General features: G+C 53.5%; 19 protein-coding genes and 3 pseudogenes. 15 read left to right on the top strand and 7 right to left on the bottom strand.

The features are described 5' to 3' along the window. Positions 1-21: 21 nt before the first annotated feature. The 8 genes and pseudogenes from C1P89_RS14040 (at position 22) to yahL (ending at position 8,809) form a co-directional block, all read left to right on the top strand. Entirely contained in the window at positions 22-885 is an 864-nt protein-coding gene (locus C1P89_RS14040) for an oxamate carbamoyltransferase subunit AllH family protein (RefSeq protein ID WP_005141544.1), read from the top strand. Beyond that, positions 875-2,422 carry an acyl-CoA synthetase FdrA gene (gene fdrA / locus C1P89_RS14035; protein WP_000111860.1) on the top strand — a complete coding sequence of 516 codons (1,548 nt, stop codon included), beginning with the start codon at positions 875-877 and terminating at the stop codon, positions 2,420-2,422. The genes C1P89_RS14040 and fdrA overlap by 11 nt, the downstream gene beginning before the upstream one ends. Beyond that, the gene (locus C1P89_RS14030) at positions 2,422-3,840 is read left to right on the top strand and encodes a YlbE family protein (protein ID WP_000083445.1); all 1,419 of its coding nucleotides are present in this window, start codon (positions 2,422-2,424) and stop codon (positions 3,838-3,840) included. The genes fdrA and C1P89_RS14030 overlap by 1 nt, the downstream gene beginning before the upstream one ends. A gap of 142 nt (positions 3,841-3,982) precedes the next feature. Next, complete coding sequence (locus C1P89_RS14025) at positions 3,983-4,933, top strand: carbamate kinase family protein (protein ID WP_000661647.1); 951 nt, start codon at positions 3,983-3,985, stop codon at positions 4,931-4,933. 9 nt (positions 4,934-4,942) lie between these two features. Continuing rightward, complete coding sequence (locus C1P89_RS14020) at positions 4,943-6,325, top strand: amidohydrolase family protein (RefSeq protein WP_000665148.1); 1,383 nt, start codon at positions 4,943-4,945, stop codon at positions 6,323-6,325. A gap of 215 nt (positions 6,326-6,540) precedes the next feature. Next, positions 6,541-6,615: pseudogene (locus C1P89_RS25995) on the top strand (hypothetical protein); the annotation flags it as partial. Positions 6,616-6,701: 86 nt separating this feature from the next. Next, on the top strand, positions 6,702-7,751 hold the full coding sequence (gene yahK / locus C1P89_RS14015) for an NADPH-dependent aldehyde reductase YahK (protein ID WP_000692738.1): 1,050 nt from the start codon (positions 6,702-6,704) through the stop codon (positions 7,749-7,751). A gap of 242 nt (positions 7,752-7,993) precedes the next feature. Then, positions 7,994-8,809 (top strand): protein YahL, encoded by an 816-nt coding sequence (gene yahL / locus C1P89_RS14010; RefSeq protein ID WP_001359624.1) that lies wholly within the window; start codon positions 7,994-7,996, stop codon positions 8,807-8,809. 208 nt (positions 8,810-9,017) lie between these two features. Here the strand turns inward: yahL and C1P89_RS14005 are convergent. Continuing rightward, positions 9,018-10,174, bottom strand: a protein-coding gene (locus C1P89_RS14005; protein ID WP_094096605.1) for an IS3-like element IS600 family transposase whose coding sequence is annotated in 2 segments (ribosomal slippage) — positions 9,018-9,925 and positions 9,925-10,174 — 1,158 coding nt in all. Because the reading frame shifts where the segments join, the coding sequence is not laid out codon by codon here. 314 nt (positions 10,175-10,488) lie between these two features. Between C1P89_RS14005 and yahM the strand changes: the two genes are divergently transcribed. Further along, complete coding sequence (yahM, locus tag C1P89_RS14000) at positions 10,489-10,734, top strand: protein YahM (RefSeq protein ID WP_000290612.1); 246 nt, start codon at positions 10,489-10,491, stop codon at positions 10,732-10,734. A 16-nt stretch (positions 10,735-10,750) separates the two neighbouring features. Here the strand turns inward: yahM and C1P89_RS13995 are convergent, their stop codons facing one another. The 6 genes and pseudogenes from C1P89_RS13995 to C1P89_RS25990 all read right to left on the bottom strand — a co-directional run bounded on the left by C1P89_RS13995 (position 10,751) and on the right by C1P89_RS25990 (position 17,686). Beyond that, on the bottom strand, positions 10,751-11,383 hold the full coding sequence (locus C1P89_RS13995) for a LysE family transporter (RefSeq protein ID WP_001355805.1): 633 nt from the start codon (positions 11,381-11,383) through the stop codon (positions 10,751-10,753). Positions 11,384-11,422: 39 nt separating this feature from the next. Continuing rightward, positions 11,423-12,120 (bottom strand): IS1-like element IS1A family transposase gene (locus tag C1P89_RS13990; RefSeq protein WP_243461340.1). Its coding sequence is split into 2 segments (ribosomal slippage): positions 11,423-11,871 and positions 11,871-12,120, totalling 699 coding nucleotides; the frame shifts between segments, so codons are not numbered across the junction. A 55-nt stretch (positions 12,121-12,175) separates the two neighbouring features. Further along, positions 12,176-12,445: pseudogene (locus tag C1P89_RS13985) on the bottom strand (MFS transporter); the annotation flags it as partial. 51 nt (positions 12,446-12,496) lie between these two features. Then, entirely contained in the window at positions 12,497-15,571 is a 3,075-nt protein-coding gene (gene lacZ, locus C1P89_RS13980) for a beta-galactosidase (protein ID WP_000177894.1), read from the bottom strand. Between the two features lie 122 nt (positions 15,572-15,693). Continuing rightward, positions 15,694-16,776 (bottom strand): DNA-binding transcriptional repressor LacI, encoded by a 1,083-nt coding sequence (lacI, locus tag C1P89_RS13975; protein WP_005141552.1) that lies wholly within the window; start codon positions 16,774-16,776, stop codon positions 15,694-15,696. A gap of 76 nt (positions 16,777-16,852) precedes the next feature. Further along, positions 16,853-17,686 (bottom strand): annotated as a pseudogene (locus C1P89_RS25990) (DNA-binding transcriptional regulator). Positions 17,687-17,727: 41 nt separating this feature from the next. Here C1P89_RS25990 and C1P89_RS13960 point away from each other — a divergent pair. The 6 genes from C1P89_RS13960 to mhpE are packed head-to-tail and all read left to right on the top strand — an operon-like array spanning position 17,728 to position 23,998. Next, the gene (locus C1P89_RS13960; RefSeq protein ID WP_001007450.1) at positions 17,728-19,392 is read left to right on the top strand and encodes a bifunctional 3-(3-hydroxy-phenyl)propionate/3-hydroxycinnamic acid hydroxylase; all 1,665 of its coding nucleotides are present in this window, start codon (positions 17,728-17,730) and stop codon (positions 19,390-19,392) included. 1 nt (position 19,393) lies between these two features. After that, positions 19,394-20,338, top strand: coding sequence for a 2,3-dihydroxyphenylpropionate/2,3-dihydroxicinnamic acid 1,2-dioxygenase (gene mhpB / locus C1P89_RS13955; RefSeq protein WP_000543457.1), 945 nt, complete (start codon positions 19,394-19,396; stop codon positions 20,336-20,338). Between the two features lie 17 nt (positions 20,339-20,355). Next, positions 20,356-21,222 carry a 2-hydroxy-6-oxonona-2,4-dienedioate hydrolase gene (gene mhpC / locus C1P89_RS13950; protein WP_000121898.1) on the top strand — a complete coding sequence of 289 codons (867 nt, stop codon included), beginning with the start codon at positions 20,356-20,358 and terminating at the stop codon, positions 21,220-21,222. A gap of 9 nt (positions 21,223-21,231) precedes the next feature. After that, positions 21,232-22,041: a 2-keto-4-pentenoate hydratase gene (gene mhpD, locus C1P89_RS13945; RefSeq protein WP_000160704.1), complete on the top strand. Its 810-nt coding sequence runs from the start codon at positions 21,232-21,234 to the stop codon at positions 22,039-22,041. Next, the gene (gene mhpF / locus C1P89_RS13940) at positions 22,038-22,988 is read left to right on the top strand and encodes an acetaldehyde dehydrogenase (protein ID WP_000044314.1); all 951 of its coding nucleotides are present in this window, start codon (positions 22,038-22,040) and stop codon (positions 22,986-22,988) included. Before mhpD ends, mhpF begins: the two co-directional genes overlap by 4 nt. Further along, positions 22,985-23,998: a 4-hydroxy-2-oxovalerate aldolase gene (gene mhpE / locus C1P89_RS13935; RefSeq protein WP_001013517.1), complete on the top strand. Its 1,014-nt coding sequence runs from the start codon at positions 22,985-22,987 to the stop codon at positions 23,996-23,998. Before mhpF ends, mhpE begins: the two co-directional genes overlap by 4 nt. Positions 23,999-24,184 lie beyond the last annotated feature (186 nt).

The following is a 24,184-nucleotide window of genomic DNA, read 5'->3' as shown; positions in this document are numbered from 1 at the left end:
AACACACCAGAAAAACGGTGTGTGTGGGCGCTAACTGCGGATGCGGATTTTCTGGCGCAGCGGGGGCAAGGACAGGTTGAACAGGTCTTTGCCAGAGCGGTAAATATCGCACTCCCGGCTCGCCAGCAGTTGCTGACGCTGCTTTGTGAAGAGTACGACAATGCGCCAAACAGTTGTCGGTTGGCACTCACTCACTTTGATGATCTGTTCCGGCATGGTGATAAGGTTCAGTTTGACGATCAAGGTATTACGGTTGGTCAACATCTTCATATAGAGATGAGTCGTTGTCGGCGTTGGCTGTCCCCAACCTTGCAAATGACCGCTGTGAATTTTCACCTTATCGCCTGGCTACAGTGGCACGACATTATTCATCAGCACCTGGGGGAAAATGAAACCCTGTTTAATTATCGCGGCGATAATCCGTTTTATCAGGCGTTAAATAAAGAATTACATATTAAACGACGGGCAGTTATTCAGACAGTAAACGATAAGCAAAATATCGCCGCAGCGGTCGCCAGTATGATTGGGTTAGGGATTGGCCTTACGCCATCAGCCGATGATTATTTAACAGGTCTGGCGCTTATTTTATTTATTCCCGGGCATCCGGCAGAAAAATACAAAGAGGAATTTTATCGCGGTCTGCTACGCGGCAGAAATAACACCACGTTATTAAGTGCCATAACGCTGGAAGCCGCATTACAACAACGCTGCCGGGAAAATATTCATCGCTTTATTCACAACATTATTTATGGCGTCCCTGGGAATTCAACTCAGGCAATAGAAAAAATTAAACATATTGGCTCCAGTTCCGGCTGCGACATGCTGTATGGCATGGCCGATGGTTGTGCGCTGAGCCAAACCTACGGAGGGAATTATGTCAGTTAAAATAGTCATTAAACCGAATACCTATTTTGATTCTGTCTCGCTGATGTCTATCTCCACGCGTGCAAATAAACTCGACGGCGTCGAGCAGGCATTTGTGGCGATGGCGACCGAAATGAACAAAGGTGTGCTGAAAAATTTAGGACTGCTGACGCCGACGCTGGAACAGGCGAAAAACGGCGACCTGATGATTGTCATCAATGGTAAATCGGGTGCGGACAACGAGCAGTTGCTGGTGGAGATTGAAGAACTGTTCAACACCAAAGCGCAAAGCGGCTCGCACGAGGCGCGTTACGCCACTATTGCCAGCGCCAAAAAGCATATCCCGGAAAGTAACCTGGCGGTGATTTCGGTCAACGGTCTGTTTGCCGCTCGCGAAGCGCGTCAGGCGCTGCAAAACGATCTCAACGTGATGCTGTTTTCCGATAACGTCTCAGTTGAAGATGAACTGGCGCTCAAGCAGTTGGCCCACGAAAAAGGGCTGCTGATGATGGGGCCGGACTGCGGCACGGCGATTATTAACGGCGCGGCGCTCTGTTTTGGTAACGCCGTGCGTCGCGGCAATATCGGTATTGTTGGCGCATCCGGCACCGGCAGCCAGGAGCTGAGCGTCCGCATTCATGAATTTGGTGGCGGTGTTTCACAACTGATTGGCACCGGCGGGCGCGACCTGAGCGAGAAAATCGGCGGCCTGATGATGCTCGACGCCATCGGGATGCTGGAAAACGATCCGCAAACTGAAATTATCGCACTGATTTCAAAACCTCCCGCGCCTGCGGTGGCCCGCAAAGTGCTGGAACGCGCACGTGCCTGCCGCAAGCCGGTGGTGGTCTGCTTCCTCGGTCGCGTTGAAACGCCGGTGGATGAGCAGGGGCTACAGTTTGCCCGCGGCAGCAAAGAGGCGGCGCTAAAAGCGGTGATGCTCTCCGGCGTGAAACAGGAAAATCTCGACCTGCATACGCTTAACCAGCCGTTGATTGCTGATGTGCGTGCGCGTCTGCAACCGCAGCAGAAATACATTCGTGGCCTGTTCTGCGGCGGCACGCTGTGCGACGAAACCATGTTCGCGGTGATGGAAAAACATGGCGATGTCTACAGCAACATTCAGCCCGATCCGGAATTCCGCCTGCAAGATATCAACCGCAGCATCAAACACACCTTCCTCGACTTTGGCGATGACGACTTCACGAACGGCAAGCCGCATCCAATGATTGACCCCACCAACCGCATCAGTCGCTTGATCGAAGAGGCGCGCGATCCAGAAGTGGCGGTGATCGTGATGGATTTTGTGCTCGGATTTGGATCGCATGAAGATCCGGTCGGCTCCACCATCGAGGCGATCAAAGAAGCGAAAGCGATCGCCGCTGCCGAAGGACGCGAGTTGATCATTCTCGCCTATGTGCTGGGTACCGATCTTGATACGCCATCGTTAGAACAACAAAGCCAGATGCTGCTTGATGCCGGAGTGATTCTGGCGAGCAGCAGCACCAATACCGGATTGCTGGCGCGTGAATTTATCTGCAAAGGGGAGGAAGCCTGATGAGCCAGTCACTGTTTAGCCAACCATTGAACGTTATTAACGTCGGCATCGCCATGTTTAGCGATGACCTGAAAAAGCAGCATGTAGAAGTGACTCAACTCGACTGGACGCCGCCGGGGCAGGGCAATATGCAGGTGGTGCAGGCGCTGGATAACATTGCCGATTCGCCGCTGGCAGACAAAATCGCCGCCGCTAACCAGCAGGCGCTGGAGCGCATTATCCAGTCGCATCCGGTGCTGATTGGTTTTGATCAGGCGATTAACGTGGTGCCGGGCATGACGCCGAAAACCATTCTTCACGCCGGGCCGCCGATCACCTGGGAAAAAATGTGCGGCGCGATGAAAGGCGCGGTCACCGGAGCGCTGGTGTTCGAAGGACTGGCGAAAGATCTCGACGAGGCGGCTGAACTGGCGGCCTCCGGGGAGATCACCTTCTCGCCGTGCCACGAACACGACTGTGTGGGATCGATGGCGGGCGTTACCTCGGCCTCGATGTTTATGCACATCGTGAAAAACAAAACCTACGGCAACATCGCTTACACCAATATGAGCGAGCAGATGGCGAAGATTTTGCGTATGGGTGCCAACGATCAGAGCGTGATCGACCGCCTCAACTGGATGCGCGATGTGCAGGGGCCAATGCTGCGCGACGCGATGAAAATTATCGGTGAGATCGATCTGCGCTTAATGCTGGCGCAGGCGCTGCATATGGGCGATGAGTGCCATAACCGCAATAACGCCGGGACGACGCTGCTGATTCAGGCACTGACGCCGGGGATCATTCAGGCAGGCTATTCCGTCGAGCAACAGCGCGAAGTGTTCGAGTTTGTCGCCAGCAGCGACTACTTCTCCGGCCCGACGTGGATGGCGATGTGTAAAGCGGCGATGGATGCGGCGCACGGCATCGAATACAGCACCGTGGTCACCACCATGGCGCGTAACGGCGTCGAGTTCGGCCTGCGGGTCAGCGGCCTGCCGGGGCAATGGTTTACCGGCCCGGCGCAGCAGGTGATCGGCCCGATGTTTGCCGGTTATAAGCCGGAAGATTCGGGGCTGGATATCGGCGACAGCGCCATCACCGAAACCTACGGTATTGGTGGATTTGCTATGGCGACCGCGCCTGCAATCGTCGCGCTGGTGGGCGGCACGGTGGAAGAGGCTATCGATTTCTCCCGTCAGATGCGTGAAATCACTCTCGGTGAAAACCCCAACGTCACCATTCCGCTGCTCGGTTTTATGGGCGTGCCGTCGGCAATCGACATCACCCGCGTGGGTAGCAGCGGCATTCTGCCGGTGATCAACACCGCCATCGCCCATAAAGATGCGGGCGTCGGCATGATTGGCGCGGGCATTGTGCATCCACCATTCGCTTGCTTCGAGAAAGCCATTCTCGGCTGGTGCGAACGTTACGGCGTCTGACTTACATGTTTATGCCGGATGCGGCGTGAACGCCTTATCCGGCCTACGGATGGCCCGAGAATTGTAGGCCTGATAAGCGTAGCGCATCAGGCAGTCTGGCGTTGGTCATAACCTCATCACCCTCTGTAGCGGACATAACAACATGAAAGAGCTTGTGGTCGTTGCCATTGGTGGCAACAGCATTATCAAAGATAACGCCAGCCAGTCGATTGAGCATCAGGCGGAGGCGGTGAAAGCCGTGGCCGATACGGTGCTGGAAATGCTGGCTTCCGATTACGACATTGTGCTGACCCACGGTAACGGGCCGCAGGTCGGGCTGGATTTACGCCGTGCGGAGATTGCCCACGAGCGCGAAGGGCTGCCCTTAACGCCGCTGGCGAACTGTGTGGCAGATACGCAGGGCGGCATCGGCTATCTGATCCAACAGGCGCTGAATAACCGACTGGCGCGTCACGGCGAGAAAAAAGCCGTCACCGTGGTAACTCAGGTGGAAGTGGATAAAAACGATCCAGGTTTTGCCCATCCCACCAAGCCCATTGGTGCATTCTTCAGTGAAAGCCAGCGTGACAAACTACAAAAGGCAAACCCTGACTGGTGTTTTGTTGAAGATGCCGGACGGGGCTATCGTCGCGTGGTCGCCTCGCCGGAACCGAAACGTATTGTCGAAGCACCCGCCATTAAGGCGCTGATCCAACAAGGTTTTGTCGTAATTGGCGCGGGCGGCGGTGGAATTCCGGTAGTGCGTACTGAAGCGGGGGATTACCAAAGCGTGGACGCGGTTATTGACAAAGATCTCTCTACCGCGCTGCTGGCCCGTGAAATTCACGCCGACATTCTGGTGATCACCACCGACGTCGAAAAAGTCTGTATCCACTTTGGTAAACCGCAGCAGCAGGCGCTGGATCGGGTGGATATTGCCACCATGACTCGCTATATGCAGGAAGGGCATTTTTCTCCCGGCAGCATGTTGCCAAAAATCATCGCCAGCCTGACGTTCCTGGAGCAGGGCGGCAAAGAAGTGATTATCACCACGCCGGAATGCCTGCCTGCGGCGCTGCGCGGTGAAACGGGCACCCATATTATTAAAACGTAAGGACGTAGGATGAAAGAAAGCAATAGCCGCCGTGAATTTCTGAGCCAGAGCGGTAAGATGGTCACCGCCGCCGCGCTGTTTGGTACCTATGTGCCGCTCGCCCATGCGGCGGTAGCTGGCACCCTAAACTGCGAAGCGAACAACACCATGAAAATCACTGACCCGCATTACTATCTCGATAACGTGCTGCTGGAAACCGGTTTTGACTACGAAAACGGTGTGGCGGTGCAGACCCGCACGGCGCGCCAGACCGTGGAGATTCAGGACGGCAAAATTGTCGCCCTGCGCGAGAACAAGCAGCATCCGGACGCCACGCTGCCGCACTATGACGCTGGCGGTAAGTTGATGCTACCCACCACTCGCGACATGCATATTCATCTCGACAAAACCTTCTACGGCGGGCCGTGGCGCTCGCTCAATCGTCCGGCAGGCACCACTATCCAGGACATGATCAAACTCAAGCAGAAAATGCTGCCGGAGTTACAACCGTATACGCAGGAGCGGGCGGAAAAACTGATCGATCTATTGCAGTCGAAAGGCACCACCATTGCCCGCAGCCACTGCAATATCGAACCGGTTTCCGGCCTAAAAAATCTGCAAAATTTGCAGGCGGTGCTGGCGCGGCGTCAGGCGGGCTTCGAGTGTGAAATCGTCGCCTTCCCGCAGCACGGTTTGCTGCTGTCGAAATCGGAACCCTTAATGCGCGAAGCGATGCAGGCGGGTGCGCATTACGTCGGCGGGCTGGACCCGACCAGTGTCGATGGCGCGATGGAAAAATCCCTCGACACCATGTTTCAGATTGCGCTGGACTACGACAAAGGTGTCGATATTCACCTGCACGAAACCACTCCGTCGGGCGTGGCAGCCATCAATTATATGGTTGAAACGGTAGAGAAAACGCCGCAACTGAAAGGTAAGCTGACCATCAGCCACGCCTTTGCGCTGGCTACGCTCAACGAACAACAGGTCGATGCGCTGGCGAATCGGATGGCGGCGCAGCAAATTTCTATCGCCTCGACGGTGCCGATTGGCACGCTGCATATGCCGCTCAAACAGTTGCACGACAAAGGCGTAAAAGTGATGACTGGCACTGACAGCGTTATCGACCACTGGTCGCCTTATGGTCTGGGCGACATGCTGGAAAAAGCCAATCTCTACGCGCAGCTCTATATTCGTCCTAACGAACAGAACCTCTCCCGTTCGCTGTTTCTAGCCACTGGCGATGTATTGCCGCTGAATGAAAAAGGCGAGCGTGTATGGCCAAAAGCGCAGGATGATGCCAGCTTTGTGCTGGTGGACGCCTCCTGTTCCGCCGAGGCGGTGGCGCGTATCTCGCCGAGAACCGCAACGTTCCATAAAGGGCAACTGGTGTGGGGGAGTGTGGCAGGTTGATGCGCATTTGAAACGCCTGCAACGGTGAATTGTAAGAGATTTAAGCCCCAGGGAGTGGGGCGACCTCAATATGATAGTGTCGGCAGAAATGGACATTATCTTTGAGGAATATGCCCTTATTGACGTTGTGTAGATAACTATTTGTCTACGTGAAAAGATCATCAGTTTTGCCGATTTTAGTCTTTTACGGATAGCAAATATCACACTTATAGGCGCTCGCCTTATGGGGAACGTTGCTGCTCTGTTTCATTCAGGTTCGCGGCATGTTGGGGCTGGATCGGGTGGTTTAAATATTGGCTATATTCAATGGACGCGTTTTGCCGCGATGACATATCAGGCGTCGCCAAATACACATAGCTAATCAGGAGTAAACACAATGAAGATCAAAGCTGTTGGTGCATATTCCGCTAAACAACCACTTGAACCGATGGATATCACACGGCGTGAACCGGGACCGAATGATGTCAAAATCGAAATCGCTTACTGTGGCGTCTGCCATTCCGATCTCCACCAGGTCCGTTCCGAGTGGGCGGGGACGGTTTACCCCTGCGTACCGGGTCATGAAATTGTGGGGCGTGTGGTAGCCGTTGGTGATCAGGTAGAAAAACATGCGCCGGGCGATCTGGTCGGTGTCGGCTGCATTGTCGACAGTTGTAAACATTGCGAAGAGTGTGAGGACGGGCTGGAAAACTACTGTGATCACATGATCGGCACCTATAACTCGCCGACGCCGGACGAACCGGGCCATACTCTGGGCGGCTACTCACAACAGATCGTCGTTCATGAGCGATATGTTCTGCGTATTCGTCACCCGCAAGAGCAGCTGGCGGCGGTGGCTCCTTTGTTGTGTGCAGGGATCACCACGTACTCGCCGCTACGTCACTGGCAGGCCGGGCCGGGTAAAAAAGTGGGCGTGGTCGGCATCGGCGGTCTGGGACATATGGGGATTAAGCTGGCCCACGCGATGGGGGCACATGTGGTGGCATTTACCACTTCTGAGGCAAAACGCGAAGCGGAAAAAGCCCTGGGGGCCGATGAAGTTGTTAACTCACGCAATGCCGATGAGATGGCGGCTCATCTGAAGAGTTTCGATTTCATTTTGAATACAGTAGCTGCGCCACATAATCTCGACGATTTTACCACCTTGCTGAAGCGTGATGGCACCATGACGCTGGTTGGTGCGCCTGCGACACCGCATAAATCGCCGGAAGTTTTCAACCTGATCATGAAACGCCGTGCGATAGCCGATTCTATGATTGGCGGCATTCCAGAAACTCAGGAGATGCTCGATTTTTGCGCCGAACATGGCATCGTGGCTGATATAGAGATGATTCGGGCCGATCAAATTAATGAAGCCTATGAGCGAATGCTGCGTGGTGATGTGAAATATCGTTTTGTTATCGATAATCGCACACTAACAGATTGAAAAAATTAATAAATACGCTGTGGTTTAACATATTAACTTCGCTCTCCACTTAACTTTTTAGTTAAGGAGAGCGAAATAATATCAAAGTAGCAGTAAAACCTATAACGTAAATTCAAATTGTTAAATTAACTCCCTCCAGTACACAATACTTCTCACGTTAGTTATGAGCGATTTCTGATAGTGCCTGGTTTAATCAGCGCTTTATTATCTGCGACGTTTATTTTTATTTAAGAGAGATCGCGATGATATCATTAAAAGCTCCGCACAATAATTTGATGCCATATACGCAACAAAGCATACTTAATACGGTTAAAAACAATCAGTTACCAGAGGATATCAAAAGCTCCCTGGTTTCCTGTGTCGATATATTCAAGGTTTTGATTAAACAATATTATGATTATCCTTATGATTGTCGTGATGATTTAGTCGATGACGACAAACTCATTCATCTCATGGCTGCCGTACGAGACTGTGAGTGGTCAGACGATAACGCACTCACCATAAATGTGCAGTTTAATGATTTCCCAGGATTTTATGACTGGATGGATTACCCTGATCACCCGGTTAAGTTTGTTTTTCGCATACTTGAAAATCAAAAAGGGACAGTTTGGGTATATGACCAGGATGATGCGTTTCTTGATATTAAAGCAAATGTGCAGGCTGGACGCTTTACCGGGCTTAAGAAATTAGTGCAGTTTATCAATTCAGTGCGAACAGATTGCAAATGTATTCTTCTTGAACACCATATGCCTTTGCTGAGACTTTTCCCTAAAGGGAAAGAGTGTATGCATGTGGAAAAATGGCTTCGCGAAATGTCGTCTATTCCGGAGACAGACGCGCCCATTAAGCAGGCGCTTGCGCATGGATTATTATTACACTTAAAAAATATCTACCCTGTTTTTCCTGAATCACTGGTGATGTTATTGCTCTCTGTTCTGGACGTAAAAACATACAGAGATGATGCACGATTAAATGAATGGATATCTAATAGAGTGCAGGAATTAGGTGACAGATATTATCCTGTAAATAAGCACGTTAAAATCCGCTACACTCTTTAGTTCAGAAAGGGTTCCACCTGCAAGTTGTTATTCCACCAGAGAGTGAATCGCAAAGCAGGTAATCATTTCATCTGTATATCCGTATGCCAAATGGCATTCCACCGCCTTTTCGCCGATATTTTGTTGTGATCGGCGACACTTCGCTTAAAAAAGCACCAGCAGTGGTGAGGTGTACTGGCAATAGCGGACACTACCATTTGTTCTTTTTTTAAGCAGCCATCTGATGATATTTTTCCCTGAAGGCTGCCGGGGAGATATTCCCCAGACGAGAGTGACGACGCTGACGATTGTAGAAAATCTCAATGTATTCCCGTATTACTGAGATGGCTTCATCCCGGTTATTAAAACGATAGTGGCTCAGGCTCTCATTTTTCAGCGTTCCCCAGAAGCTTTCCATCGGAGCGTTGTCGTAACAGTTACCTTTACGCGACATTGATGTTTTCAGACCAGACTGCTCCTGTATGACCCGGTAATCGTATGCGCAGTACTGTGAACCTCGATCAGAGTGGTGGATTAGCCCGGCAGGTGGGCGCTGGCTCCTGAGCGCCATAAACAGGGCTTTACCTGTCAGCTCTTTTGTCATGCGCTCTCCCATGGCGTAGCCGACAATTTCGCACGTATAAACATCTTTGATGCCAGCGAGGTACAACCATCCCTCCTGTGTGGCAACATACGTCAGGTCCGCCACCCAGACCTGATTTGGTGCTGTAGGAGTGAACGTCTGGTTCAGCAGATTTGGCGCAACTGGCAGATTGTGGTTCGAGTTCGTAGTCGCTCTGAACTTGCGTTTCTGCTTACAGCGTAGCCTTAGCTCCTTACGAAGACGTGCCAGTCGGTCACGACCAACGATGATGCCATTCTCTGCCAGCTCCGTCTGGAGCCGCCGGGTTCCATATGTTTCGCGAGTGCGGATATGTGCCACCTTAATCTCCAGTTTTAGCCGCTCATCACTTTGTTTTCTGTCTGAGGGTTCATGCTGTACCCAGTTGTAATAACCGCTCCTGGATACACCAAATACCTGACACATCGCTTCAATGGGAAATTGTTGTCGCCATTGTTCGATTAACGCGTATTTTTCAGCGACTCCTGTGCAAAATACGCTGTTGCTTTTTTTAATATATCTCGCTCAAGGCGAGCTTCATTTAACGCCTTACGCAGTTGCAGAATTTCAGATTCCAGTTCAGCCACCGTGCGGGAACCAGGAGTACCGAGCCCTTTTCTGGCGGCGGTAACCCATTGTCCTAAAGTGCCTTCAGGAAGAGATAATCGGGAAGCGCCTTCACTGATCGAAAGTTGATTTTCAAGAACCGTTCTGACAGCTTCGGCTTTGAACTCTTTAGAGTAACGTTGGGTTTTTCTGCTCATTATTAGCTCCTTCTGATGCCATTCTATTTCAGGAAGGAGTGTCCGTTAAACTCAGGCTACCTCAGTGGTTTCGCAGCCATGCGGTGTATAAAAAATGATCTCATGCAGATGTTTTGTGAATGTGTGGGTTGACATTCATATGAAAAAAATCATAATTCCATCATGTTTGTGTGGGGTCTTTTCTGTACCTTACGCATCGCACTCAAGCCTGACAGAAAATATGCTGTAAGGCTCATATCAAAAACCGCCATTAGCTCATCAGGAAGAGCAGACGACAACCAGGATTGTTGTATGGTACGGGGTTCGAGGCCTCGATGGCGGTCCAACTTTTCAAAACTCTTCTGAATCAGATCCCCTTATTATCATCCCTGCAAAGTGGAACATTGCCATTGTTTGGCTATTCAGGACGGGTCAGACCAATGAAAAAAGCCCACACAGGGGAGAGTGGGCTGAAATGGGAAGCTAAAGACTCAAGTAAACTTATCGGAAATAAGGACCACGCATTACGGGGGCTATCATCGCCGATAGTCGGGATTCGGCAAATCAGGTTGATTACGTAGAGAGTAAATTATCTGCTCACCGCTGCGTCACCCCTTCGTAAATCAGGCGTAGCGCGAATACACCAATAATTGCACCAATAACCCGACTGGCAACGCGTTGCATACGCCCATAAGCACGACGCACAGCGGGCAAAGAAAACGCCTGACTAAGAAAGACTCGCCAGATAACTGATGCGAGCACAATCCCCGCCCAGGCCATTAAACGTGCCCATGTTGGTGTTTCGGCATTTAATGTTACTGAGAAAATACTGATAAAAAATAAAACGGTTTGCGGGTTAGAGAGATCGGTAATTAATCCGCGGCGAAAAAAGACATACCAGGAGGCGCTAATCGGTTGTTGTAGTGTGCTCATTTGCGGTGTTGACTGGCGGCGCATGCTGCACCACGCAAACCATAAGAGATAAGCGCCGCCGACGATTCTGATAAGCGAAAAAATCTCCTCACACTGCGTTATTAGCGTTGCAAGACCAAACAAACCCAACCCGGAATAAAATGCATCGCCCAGCGCCACGCCCAGTCCGGTCAGCACCCCTGCGCGTCGACCGGAAGCCAGGCTGGTTTGTACTACCACAAAGAGATTGGCTCCCGGATTAAAAAAAGTAATCACGAACAGTCCTACGGTCAGGTAAACGGCGTGCAAAGGATCCATAGTGATTTCATCCATAAATAAGTGGGTAATGACTCCAACTTATTGATAGTGTTTTATGTTCAGATAATGCCCGATGACTTTGTCATGCAGCTCCACCGATTTTGAGAACGACAGCGACTTCCGTCCCAGCCGTGCCAGGTGCTGCCTCAGATTCAGGTTATGCCGCTCAATTCGCTGCGTATATCGCTTGCTGATTACGTGCAGCTTTCCCTTCAGGCGGGATTCATACAGCGGCCAGCCATCCGTCATCCATATCACCACGTCAAAGGGTGACAGCAGGCTCATAAGACGCCCCAGCGTCGCCATAGTGCGTTCACCGAATACGTGCGCAACAACCGTCTTCCGGAGACTGTCATACGCGTAAAACAGCCAGCGCTGGCGCGATTTAGCCCCGACATAGCCCCACTGTTCGTCCATTTCCGTGCAGACGATGACGTCACTGCCCGGCTGTATGCGCGAGGTTACCGACTGCGGCCTGAGTTTTTTAAGTGACGTAAAATCGTGTTGAGGCCAACGCCCATAATGCGTGCAGTTGCCCGGCATCCAACGCCATTCATGGCCATATCAATGATTTTCTGGTGCGTACCGGGTTGAGAAGCGGTGTAAGTGAACTGCAGTTGCCATGTTTTACGGCAGTGAGAGCAGAGATAGCGCTGATGTCCGGCAGTGCTTTTGCCGTTACGCACCACCCCGTCAGTAGCTGAACAGGAGGGACAGCTGATAGAAACAGAAGCCACTGGAGCACCTCAAAAACACCATCATACACTAAATCAGTAAGTTGGCAGCATCACCGAACGGCGCAAACATCACTAACATGCCGGTAATAATCCACAGCAGGTATTTGCGCAGCCCGAGTTTGTCAGAAAGCAGACCAAACAGCGGTTGGAATAATAGCGAGAACAGAGAAATAGCGGCAAAAATAATACCCGTATCACTTTTGCTGATATGGTTGATGTCATGTAGCCAAATCGGGAAAAACGGGAAGTAGGCCCCCATGATAAAAAAGTAAAAGAAAAAGAATAAACCGAACATCCAAAAGTTTGTGTTTTTTAAATAGTACATAATGGATTTCCTTACGCGAAATACGGGCAGACATGGCCTGCCCGGTTATTATTATTTTTGACACCAGACCAACTGGTAATGGTAGCTACCGGCGCTAAGCTGGAATTCCGCTGAAACTGACGGGCTCCAGGAGTCGTCGCCACCAATCCCCATATGGAAACCGTCGATATTCAGCCATGTGCCTTCTTCCGCGTGCAGCAGATGGCGATGGCTGGTTTCCATCAGTTGTTGTTGGCTGTAGCGACTGATATTGAACTGGAAGTCGCCGCGCCACTGGTGTGGGCCATAATTCAATTCGCGCGTCCCGCAGCGCAGACCGTTTTCGCTCGGGAAGACGTACGGGGTATACATGTCTGACAATGGCAGATCCCAGCGGTCAAAACAGGCGGCAGTAAGGCGGTCGGGATAGTTTTCTTGCGGCCCTAATCCGAGCCAGTTTACCCGTTCTGCTACCTGCGCCAGCTGGCAGGTCAGGCCAATCCGAGCCGGATGCGGTGTATCGCTCGCTACTTCAACATCAACGGTAATCGCCATTTGACCACTACCATCAATCCGGTAGGTTTTCCGGCTGATAAATAAGGTTTTTCCCTGATGCTGCCACGCGTGAGCGGTCGTAATCAGCACCGCGTCGGCAAGTGTATCTGCCGTGCACTGCAACAACGCTGCTTCGGCCTGGTAATGGCCCGCCGCCTTCCAGCGTTCGACCCAGGCGTTCGGGTCAATGCGGGTCGCTTCACTTACGCCAATGTCGTTATCCAGCGGTGCACGGGTGAACTGATCGCGCAGCGGCGTCAGCAGTTGTTTTTCAGCGCCAATCCACATCTGTGAAAGAAAGCCTGACTGGCGGTTAAATTGCCAACGTTTATTACCCAGCTCGATGCAAAAATCCGTTTCGCTGGTGGTCAGTTGCGGGATGGCGTGGGGCGCGGCGGGGAGTGTCACGCTGAGGTTTTCCGCCAGACGCCACTGCTGCCAGGCGCTGATGTGTCCGGCTTCTGACCATGCGGTCGCGTTCGGTTGCACTACGTGTACCGTAAGCCAGAGTTGTCCGGCGCTCTCCGGCTGCGGTAGTTCAGGCAGTTCAATCAACTGTTTATCTTGTGGAGCAACATCCAGAGGCATTTCACCGCTTGCCAGCGGCTTGCCATCCAACGCCACCGACCAGTGCAGAAGCTCGTTATCGCTATGACGGAACAGGTATTCGCTGGTCACTTCGATGGTTTGCCCGGATAAACGGAACTGGAAAAACTGCTGCTGGTGTTTTGCTTCTGTCAGCGCTGGATGCGGCGTGCGGTCGGCAAAGACCAGACCGTTCATGCAGAACTGGCGATCGTTCGGTGTATCGCCAAAATCACCGCCGTAAGCCGACCACGGATTGCCATTTTCATCATATTTAATCAGCGACTGATCCACCCAGTCCCAGACGAAGCCGCCCTGTAAACGGGGGTACTGACGAAACGCCTGCCAGTATTTAGCGAAGCCGCCAAGACTGTTACCCATCGCGTGGGCGTATTCGCAAAGGATCAGCGGGCGCGTCTCTCCAGGTAGCGAAAGCCATTTTTTGATGGACCATTTCGGCACAGCCGGGAAGGGCTGGTCTTCATCCACGCGCGCGTACATCGGGCAAATAATATCGGTGGCCGTGGTGTCGGCTCCGCCGCCTTCATACTGCACCGGGCGGGATGGATCGACAGATTTGATCCAGCGATAGAGTGCGTCGTGATTAGCGCCGTGGCCTGACTCATTCCCCAGCGACCAGATGATCACACTCGGGTGATTACGATCGCGCTGCACCATTCGCGTTACGCGTTCGCTCATCGCGGGTAACCAGCGCGGATCATCGGTCAGACGATTCATTGGCACCATGCCGTGGGTTTCAATATTGGCTTCATCCACCACGTACAAGCCGAAGCGGTCGCACAGCGTGTACCACAGCGGATGGTTCGGATAATGCGAACAACGCACGGCGTTAAAGTTGTTCTGCTTCATCAGCAGGATATCCTGCACCATCGTCTGCTCATCCATGACCTGACCATGCAGAGGATGATGCTCGTGACGGTTAACGCCGCGAATCAGCAACGGCTTGCCGTTCAGCAGCAGCAGACCATTTTCAATCCGCACCTCGCGGAAACCGACATCGCAGGCTTCTGCTTCAATCAGCGTGCCGTCGTCGGTGTGCAGTTCAACCACCGCACGATAGAGATTCGGGATTTCGGCGCTCCACAGCGCCGGGTTTTCGACGTTCAGACGTAGCGTGACGCGATCGGCATAACCACCACGCTCATCGATAATTTCACCGCCGAAAGGCGCGGTGCCGCTGGCGACCTGCGTTTCACCCTGCCACAAAGAAACCGTCACCCGCAGCTCATCGCGCAGCTCGCCGTACATCTGAACTTCTGCCTCCAGTACCGCGCGGCTGAAATCATCATTAAAGTGAGTGGCAACATGGAAATCGCTGATTTGTGTGCTCGGTTTGTGCAGCAACGAGACGTCACGGAAAATGCCGCTCATTCGCCACATATCCTGATCTTCCAGATAACTACCGTCACTCCAGCGCAGCACCATCACCGCGAGGCGGTTTTTTCCGGCGCGTAAAAATGCGCTCAGGTCAAATTCAGACGGCAAACGGCTGTCCTGGCCGTAACCGACCCAGCGCCCGTTGCACCACAGATGAAACGCCGAGTTAACACCATCAAAAATAATTCGCGTCTGGCCTTCCTGTAGCCAGCTTTCATCAATATTAAATGTGAGCGAGTAACAACCCGTCGGATTCTCCGCGGGAACAAAAGGCGGATTGACCGTAATGGGATAGGTCACGTTGGTGTAGATGGGCGCATCGTAACCGTGCATCTGCCAGTTTGAGGGGACGACGACAGTATCGGCCTCAGGAAGATCGCACTCCAGCCAGCTTTCCGGCACCGCTTCTGGTGCCGGAAACCAGGCAAAGCGCCATTCGCCATTCAGGCTGCGCAACTGTTGGGAAGGGCGATCGGTGCGGGCCTCTTCGCTATTACGCCAGCTGGCGAAAGGGGGATGTGCTGCAAGGCGATTAAGTTGGGTAACGCCAGGGTTTTCCCAGTCACGACGTTGTAAAACGACGGCCAGTGAATCCGTAATCATGGTCATAGCTGTTTCCTGTGTGAAATTGTTATCCGCTCACAATTTCACACAACATACGAGCCGGAAGCATAAAGTGTAAAGCCTGGGGTGCCTAATGAGTGAGCTAACTCACATTAATTGCGTTGCGCTCACTGCCCGCTTTCCAGTCGGGAAACCTGTCGTGCCAGCTGCATTAATGAATCGGCCAACGCGCGGGGAGAGGCGGTTTGCGTATTGGGCGCCAGGGTGGTTTTTCTTTTCACCAGTGAGACGGGCAACAGCTGATTGCCCTTCACCGCCTGGCCCTGAGAGAGTTGCAGCAAGCGGTCCACGCTGGTTTGCCCCAGCAGGCGAAAATCCTGTTTGATGGTGGTTAACGGCGGGATATAACATGAGCTGTCTTCGGTATCGTCGTATCCCACTACCGAGATATCCGCACCAACGCGCAGCCCGGACTCGGTAATGGCGCGCATTGCGCCCAGCGCCATCTGATCGTTGGCAACCAGTATCGCAGTGGGAACGATGCCCTCATTCAGCATTTGCATGGTTTGTTGAAAACCGGACATGGCACTCCAGTCGCCTTCCCGTTCCGCTATCGGCTGAATTTGATTGCGAGTGAGATATTTATGCCAGCCAGCCAGACGCAGACGCGCCGAGACAGAACTTAATGGGCCCGCTAACAGCGCGATTTGCTGGTGACCCAATGCGACCAGATGCTCCACGCCCAGTCGCGTACCGTCTTCATGGGAGAAAATAATACTGTTGATGGGTGTCTGGTCAGAGACATCAAGAAATAACGCCGGAACATTAGTGCAGGCAGCTTCCACAGCAATGGCATCCTGGTCATCCAGCGGATAGTTAATGATCAGCCCACTGACGCGTTGCGCGAGAAGATTGTGCACCGCCGCTTTACAGGCTTCGACGCCGCTTCGTTCTACCATCGACACCACCACGCTGGCACCCAGTTGATCGGCGCGAGATTTAATCGCCGCGACAATTTGCGACGGCGCGTGCAGGGCCAGACTGGAGGTGGCAACGCCAATCAGCAACGACTGTTTGCCCGCCAGTTGTTGTGCCACGCGGTTGGGAATGTAATTCAGCTCCGCCATCGCCGCTTCCACTTTTTCCCGCGTTTTCGCAGAAACGTGGCTGGCCTGGTTCACCACGCGAGAAACGGTCTGATAAGAGACACCGGCATACTCTGCGACATCGTATAGCGTTACTGGTTTCACATTCACCACCCTGAATTGACTCTCTTCCGGGCGCTATCATGCCATACCACGAAAGGTTTTGCGCCATTCGATGGTGTCAACGTAAATGCACGCCGCTTCGCCGTCCGGCCACCAGAATAGCCTGCGATTCAACCCCTTCTTCGATCTGTTTTGCTACCCGTTGTAGCGCCGGAAGATGCTTTTCCGCTGCCTGTTCAATGGTCATTGCGCTCGCCATATACACCAGATTCAGACAGCCAATCACCCGTTGTTCACTGCGCAGCGGTACGGCGATAGAGGCGATCTTCTCCTCCTGATCCCAGCCGCGGTAGTTCTGTCCGTAACCCTCTTTGCGCGCGCGCGCCAGAATGGCTTGCAGCTTTAACGGTTCTCGTGCCAGTTGATAGTCATCACCGGGGCGGGCGGCTAACATTTCGATTAATTCCTTGCGTTCTTGTTCCGGGCAAAAGGCCAGCCAGGTCAGGCCCGAGGCGGTTTTCAGGAGCGGTAAACGTCGCCCGACCATTGCCCGGTGAAAGGATAAGCGGCTGAAACGGTGGGTGGTTTCGCGTACCACCATTGCATCAACATCCAGGGTGGACACATCTGTTGGTCATACCACTTCGCGCAACAGATCGCCCAGCAGCGGGGCCGCCAGTGCAGAAATCCACTGTTCGTCACGAAATCCTTCGCTTAATTGCCGCACTTTGATGGTCAGACGAAAACTGTCATCGGAGGGGCTACGGCGGACATATCCCTCTTCCTGCAGCGTCTCCAGCAGTCGCCGCACAGTGGTGCGATGCAGGCCGCTGAGTTCCGCCAGCAGCCCGACGCTGGCACCGCCATCAAGTTTATTTAACATATTTAATAACATTAGACCGCGGGTTAAGCCGCGCACGGTTTTGTATTCCGTCTGCTCATTGTTCTGCATATTAATTGACATTTCTATAGTTAAAACAACGTTGTGCAGAAATGGCAATACAACACCCTGACATCCAGCCTGCTGTTAACCATAGCGTTCAGGTGGCGATCGCTGGTGCCGGTCCGGTTGGGCTGATGATGGCGAACTATCTCGGTCAGATGGGCATTGACGTGCTGGTGGTGGAGAAACTCGATAAGTTGATCGACTACCCGCGTGCGATTGGTATTGATGACGAGGCGCTGCGCACCATGCAGTCGGTCGGCCTGGTCGAGAATGTTCTGCCGCACACTACACCGTGGCACGCGATGCGTTTTCTCACCCCAAAAGGCCGCTGTTTTGCTGATATTCAGCCAATGACCGATGAATTTGGCTGGCCGCGCCGTAACGCCTTTATTCAGCCACAGGTCGATGCGGTGATGCTGGAAGGGTTGTCGCGTTTTCCGAATGTGCGCTGCTTGTTTTCCCGCGAGCTGGAGGCCTTCAGCCAGCAAGATGACGAAGTGACCTTGCACCTGAAAACGGCAGAAGGGCAGCGGGAAACGATCAAAGCCCAGTGGCTGGTGGCCTGTGATGGTGGGGCAAGTTTTGTTCGTCGCACCCTGAATGTGCCGTTTGAAGGTAAAACTGCGCCAAATCAGTGGATTGTGGTAGATATCGCCAACGATCCGTTAAGTACGCCGCATATCTATTTGTGTTGCGATCCGGTGCGCCCGTATGTTTCTGCCGCGCTGCCTCATGCGGTACGTCGCTTTGAATTTATGGTGATGCCGGGAGAAACCGAAGAGCAGCTGCGTGAGCCGCAAAATATGCGCAAGCTGTTAAGCAAAGTGCTGCCTAATCCGGACAATGTTGAATTGATTCGCCAGCGTGTCTACACCCATAACGCGCGACTGGCGCAACGTTTCCGTATTGATCGCGTACTGCTGGCGGGCGATGCCGCGCACATCATGCCGGTGTGGCAGGGGCAGGGCTATAACAGTGGTATGCGCGACGCCTTTAACCTCGCCTGGAAACTGGCGTTGGTTATCCAGGGGAAAGCCCGCGATGCGCTGCTCGATACCTATCAACAAGAACGTCGCGATCACGCCAAAGCGATGATTGACCTGTCCGTGACGGCGGGCAACGTGCTGGCTCCGCCGAAACGCTGGCAGGGTACGTTACGTGACGGCGTTTCCTGGCTGTTGAATTATCTGCCGCCAGTAAAACGCTACTTCCTCGAAATGCGCTTCAAGCCGATGCCGCAATATTACGGCGGTGCGCTGGTGCGTGAGGGCGAAGCGAAGCACTCTCCGGTCGGCAAGATGTTTATTCAGCCGAAAGTCACGCTGGAAAACGGCGACGTGACGCTGCTCGATAACGCGATCGGCGCGAACTTCGCGGTAATTGGCTGGGGATGCAATCCACTGTGGGGGATGAGCGACGAGCAAATCCAGCAGTGGCGCGCGTTGGGCACACGCTTCATTCAGGTGGTGCCGGAAGTGCAAATTCATACCGCACAGGATAACCACGACGGCGTGCTACACGTGGGCGATACGCAAGGTCGTCTGCGTAGCTGGTTCGCGCAACACAATGCTTCGCTGGTGGTGATGCGCCCGGATCGCTTTGTTGCCGCCACCGCCATTCCGCAAACCCTGGGCAATACGCTGAATAAACTGGCGTCGGTGATGACGCTGACCCGCCCTGATGCCGACGTTTCTGTCGAAAAGGTAGCCTGATATGCACGCTTATCTTCACTGTCTTTCCCACTCGCCGTTGGTGGGGTATGTCGACCCGGCGCAAGAGGTACTCGATGAGGTCAATGGCGTGATTGCCAGCGCCCGCGAGCGTATTGCGGCTTTCTCCCCTGAACTGGTGGTGCTGTTTGCGCCAGATCACTACAACGGCTTTTTCTATGACGTGATGCCACCGTTCTGTTTAGGCGTTGGAGCGACGGCAATTGGTGATTTCGGCAGTGCGGCAGGAGAGCTGCCCGTGCCTGTGGAGCTGGCGGAGGCCTGTGCGCATGCTGTCATGAAGAGCGGGATCGATCTTGCCGTTTCTTACTGTATGCAGGTGGACCACGGGTTCGCCCAGCCGCTGGAGTTCCTGCTCGGTGGGCTGGATAAGGTGCCAGTTCTGCCTGTGTTCATCAACGGTGTCGCCACGCCGCTGCCCGGTTTCCAGCGTACCCGCATGTTGGGTGAAGCCATTGGACGTTTCACCAGCACTCTCAATAAACGCGTGCTGTTCCTGGGTTCCGGTGGGCTTTCCCATCAGCCGCCGGTGCCCGAACTGGCGAAAGCCGATGCCCATATGCGCGACCGTCTGTTGGGGAGCGGGAAAGATTTACCCGCCAGTGAGCGCGAATTGCGTCAGCAAAGGGTGATTAGCGCCGCTGAGAAGTTTGTTGAGGATCAGAGAACTCTGCATCCGCTCAACCCGATTTGGGATAACCAGTTCATGACTTTGCTGGAGCAGGGACGCATACAGGAACTGGATGCCGTCAGTAACGAAGAGCTTTCCGCCATTGCCGGAAAGTCGACACATGAAATCAAAACCTGGGTCGCCGCTTTTGCCGCTATTTCTGCATTTGGCAACTGGCGTAGCGAAGGGCGTTATTACCGCCCAATCCCGGAGTGGATTGCCGGATTTGGCTCGTTAAGCGCCAGAACAGAGAACTGAATATGCAGGAGAAGATGATGAGTTATCAGCCACAAACCGAAGCCGCCACCAGCCGTTTTCTGAATGTAGAAGAAGCGGGTAAAACGCTGCGCATCCATTTTAATGACTGCGGACAAGGCGACGAAACCGTTGTCCTGCTGCATGGTTCCGGCCCGGGTGCTACTGGCTGGGCGAACTTCAGCCGCAATATCGATCCGCTGGTAGAGGCGGGCTATCGGGTGATCCTGCTGGATTGTCCGGGTTGGGGCAAAAGCGATTCGATCGTTAATAGTGGTTCACGATCGGATCTTAATGCACGAATCCTGAAAAGCGTGGTGGATCAACTGGATATCGCCAAAATCCACCTGCTGGGCAACTCGATGGGCGGCCATAGTTCTGTGGCGTTCACCCTTAACTGGCCGGAGCGCGTCGGCAAACTGGTGCTGATGGGCGGCGGTACGGGCGGCATGAGTTTGTTTACGCCGATGCCAACCGAAGGTATTAAGCGACTGAATCAGCTTTATCGTCAGCCGACTATCGAAAACCTGAAGCTGATGATGGATATCTTCGTTTTCGATACCAGCGATTTGACCGACGCCCTGTTTGAAGCGCGCCTGAATAATATGCTGTCGCGCCGCGATCACCTGGAAAACTTCGTTAAGAGCCTGGAAGCTAATCCGAAACAGTTCCCGGATTTTGGCCCACGTCTGGCGGAAATCAAAGCGCAAACCCTGATTGTCTGGGGGCGCAACGACCGCTTTGTGCCGATGGATGCGGGTCTGCGTCTGCTGTCCGGCATTGCCGGTTCTGAACTGCATATCTTCCGCGACTGTGGTCACTGGGCGCAGTGGGAACATGCCGACGCTTTCAATCAATTGGTGCTGAATTTCCTCGCACGCCCTTAAGGAATGGTCATGACGAAGCATACTCTTGAGCAACTGGCGGCGGATTTACGCCGCGCCGCAGAGCAGGGCGAAGCGATTGCGCCGCTGCGCGATCTGATTGGTATCGATCACGCTGAAGCGGCCTACGCCATTCAGCACATAAATGTGCAATATGACGTTGTGCAGGGGCGTCGCGTGGTAGGGCGTAAAGTGGGCCTGACGCATCCGAAAGTGCAACAACAACTGGGCGTTGATCAACCGGATTTTGGGACGTTATTTGCCGACATGTGTTATGGCGATAACGAAATCATTCCTTTTTCCCGTGTTCTGCAACCCCGCATTGAAGCGGAGATCGCACTGGTGTTGAACCGCGATTTACCCGCAACTGATATCACCTTCGACGAACTGTATAACGCCATTGAATGGGTACTTCCGGCGCTGGAAGTGGTGGGGAGCCGCATTCGCGACTGGTCGATTCAGTTTGTCGATACCGTGGCAGATAACGCTTCCTGCGGGGTGTATGTCATCGGCGGTCCGGCGCAACGTCCGGCGGGGTTAGACCTGAAAAACTGCGCCATGAAGATGACGCGTAATAACGAAGAGGTTTCCAGCGGGCGCGGCAGCGAATGCCTGGGACATCCGCTTAATGCCGCCGTCTGGCTGGCACGCAAAATGGCCAGTCTGGGTGAACCGCTGCGCGCCGGAGATATCATTCTTACCGGGGCATTAGGCCCGATGGTGGCGGTGAATGCGGGCGATCGTTTTGAAGCCCATATTGAAGGCATAGGTTCAGTTGCTGCGACATTTTCAAGCGCAGCCCCAAAAGGAAGTCTGTCATGAGTAAGCGTAAAGTCGCCATTATCGGTTCTGGCAACATTGGCACCGATCTGATGATTAAAATTTTGCGTCACGGTCAGCATCTGGAGATGGCGGTGATGGTCGGCATTGATCCTCAGTCCGACGGTCTGGCGCGTGCCAGACGTATGGGCGTCGCCACCACCCATGAAGGGGTGATCGGGCTGATGAACATGCCTGAATTTGCTGATATCGACATTGTATTTGATGCGACCAGCGCGGGCGCGCATGTGAAAAACGATGCCGCTTTACGCGAAGCGAAACCGGATATTCGCTTAATTGACCTGACGCCTGCTGCCATCGGCCCTTACTGCGTGCCGGTGGTTAACCTCGAGGCGAACGTCGATCAACTGAACGTCAACATGGTCACCTGCGGCGGCCAGGCCACCATTCCAATGGTGGCGGCAGTTTCACGCGTGGCGCGTGTTCATTACGCCGAAATTATCGCTTCTATCGCCAGTAAATCTGCCGGACCTGGCACGCGTGCCAATATCGATGAATTTACGGAAACCACTTCCCGAGCCATTGAAGTGGTGGGCGGCGCGGCAAAAGGGAAGGCGATTATTGTGCTTAACCCAGCAGAGCCACCGTTGATGATGCGTGACACGGTGTATGTATTGAGCGACGAAGCTTCACAAGATGATATCGAAGCCTCAATCAATGAAATGGCTGAGGCGGTGCAGGCTTACGTACCGGGTTATCGCCTGAAACAGCGCGTGCAGTTTGAAGTTATCCCGCAGGATAAACCGGTCAATTTACCGGGCGTGGGGCAATTCTCCGGACTGAAAACAGCGGTCTGGCTGGAAGTCGAAGGCGCAGCGCATTATCTGCCTGCCTATGCGGGCAACCTCGATATTATGACTTCCAGTGCGCTGGCGACAGCGGAAAAAATGGCCCAGTCACTGGCGCGCAAGGCAGGAGAAGCGGCATGAACGGTAAAAAACTTTATATCTCGGACGTCACATTGCGTGACGGTATGCACGCCATTCGTCATCAGTATTCGCTGGAAAACGTTCGCCAGATTGCCAAAGCACTGGACGATGCCCGCGTGGATTCGATTGAAGTGGCCCACGGCGACGGTTTGCAAGGTTCCAGCTTTAACTATGGTTTCGGCGCACATAGCGACCTTGAATGGATTGAAGCGGCGGCGGATGTGGTGAGGCACGCCAAAATCGCGACGTTGTTGCTGCCAGGAATCGGCACTATTCACGATCTGAAAAATGCCTGGCAGGCTGGCGCGCGGGTGGTTCGTGTGGCAACGCACTGTACCGAAGCTGATGTTTCCGCCCAGCATATTCAGTATGCCCGCGAGCTCGGAATGGACACCGTTGGTTTTCTGATGATGAGCCATATGACCACGCCGGAGAATCTCGCCAAGCAGGCAAAGCTGATGGAAGGCTACGGTGCGACCTGTATTTATGTGGTGGATTCTGGCGGTGCGATGAACATGAGCGATATCCGTGACCGTTTCCGCGCCCTGAAAGCAGTGTTGAAACCAGAAACGCAAACCGGCATGCACGCTCACCATAACCTGAGTCTTGGCGTGGCGAACTCTATCGCGGCGGTGGAAGAGGGCTGCGACCGAATCGACGCCAGCCTCGCGGGAATGGGCGCGGGCGCAGGTAACGCACCGCTGGAAGTGTTTATTGCCGCCGCGGATAAACTGGGCTGGCAGCATGGGACCGATCTCTATGCGTTAATGGATGCCGCCGACGACCTGGTGCGTCCGTTGCAGGATCGTCCGGTACGAGTCGATCGCGAAACGCTGGCGCTGGGATACGCTGGTGTTTACTCGAGCTTCCTGCGTCACTGTGAAACGGCGGCGGCGCGTTATGGCTTAAGTGCGGTGGATATTCTCGTTGAGCTGGGCAAACGCCGGATGGTTGGCGGCCAGGAGGATATGATCGTCGACGTGGCGCTGGATCTGCGCAACAACAAATAATGATGACTGCCGATAACGTGCATTTTGTATGCCCATCCCAGCACGACAGCCGGATGCGGCGTGAACGCCTTGTCCGGCCTACGGATGGCGTGAGAATTTGTAGGTCTGATAAGACGCGTTAGCGTCGCATCAGGCATCTGCGCACGACTGCCGGATGCGGCGTGAACGCCTTATCCGGCCTACATT

Source organism: Shigella sonnei, assembly GCF_002950395.1.
Taxonomy (GTDB): Bacteria; Pseudomonadota; Gammaproteobacteria; order Enterobacterales; family Enterobacteriaceae; genus ECMA0423.
The sequence above is the reverse complement of the archived record's forward strand: the minus strand, read 5'-3'. Positions and strand labels throughout refer to the sequence as shown.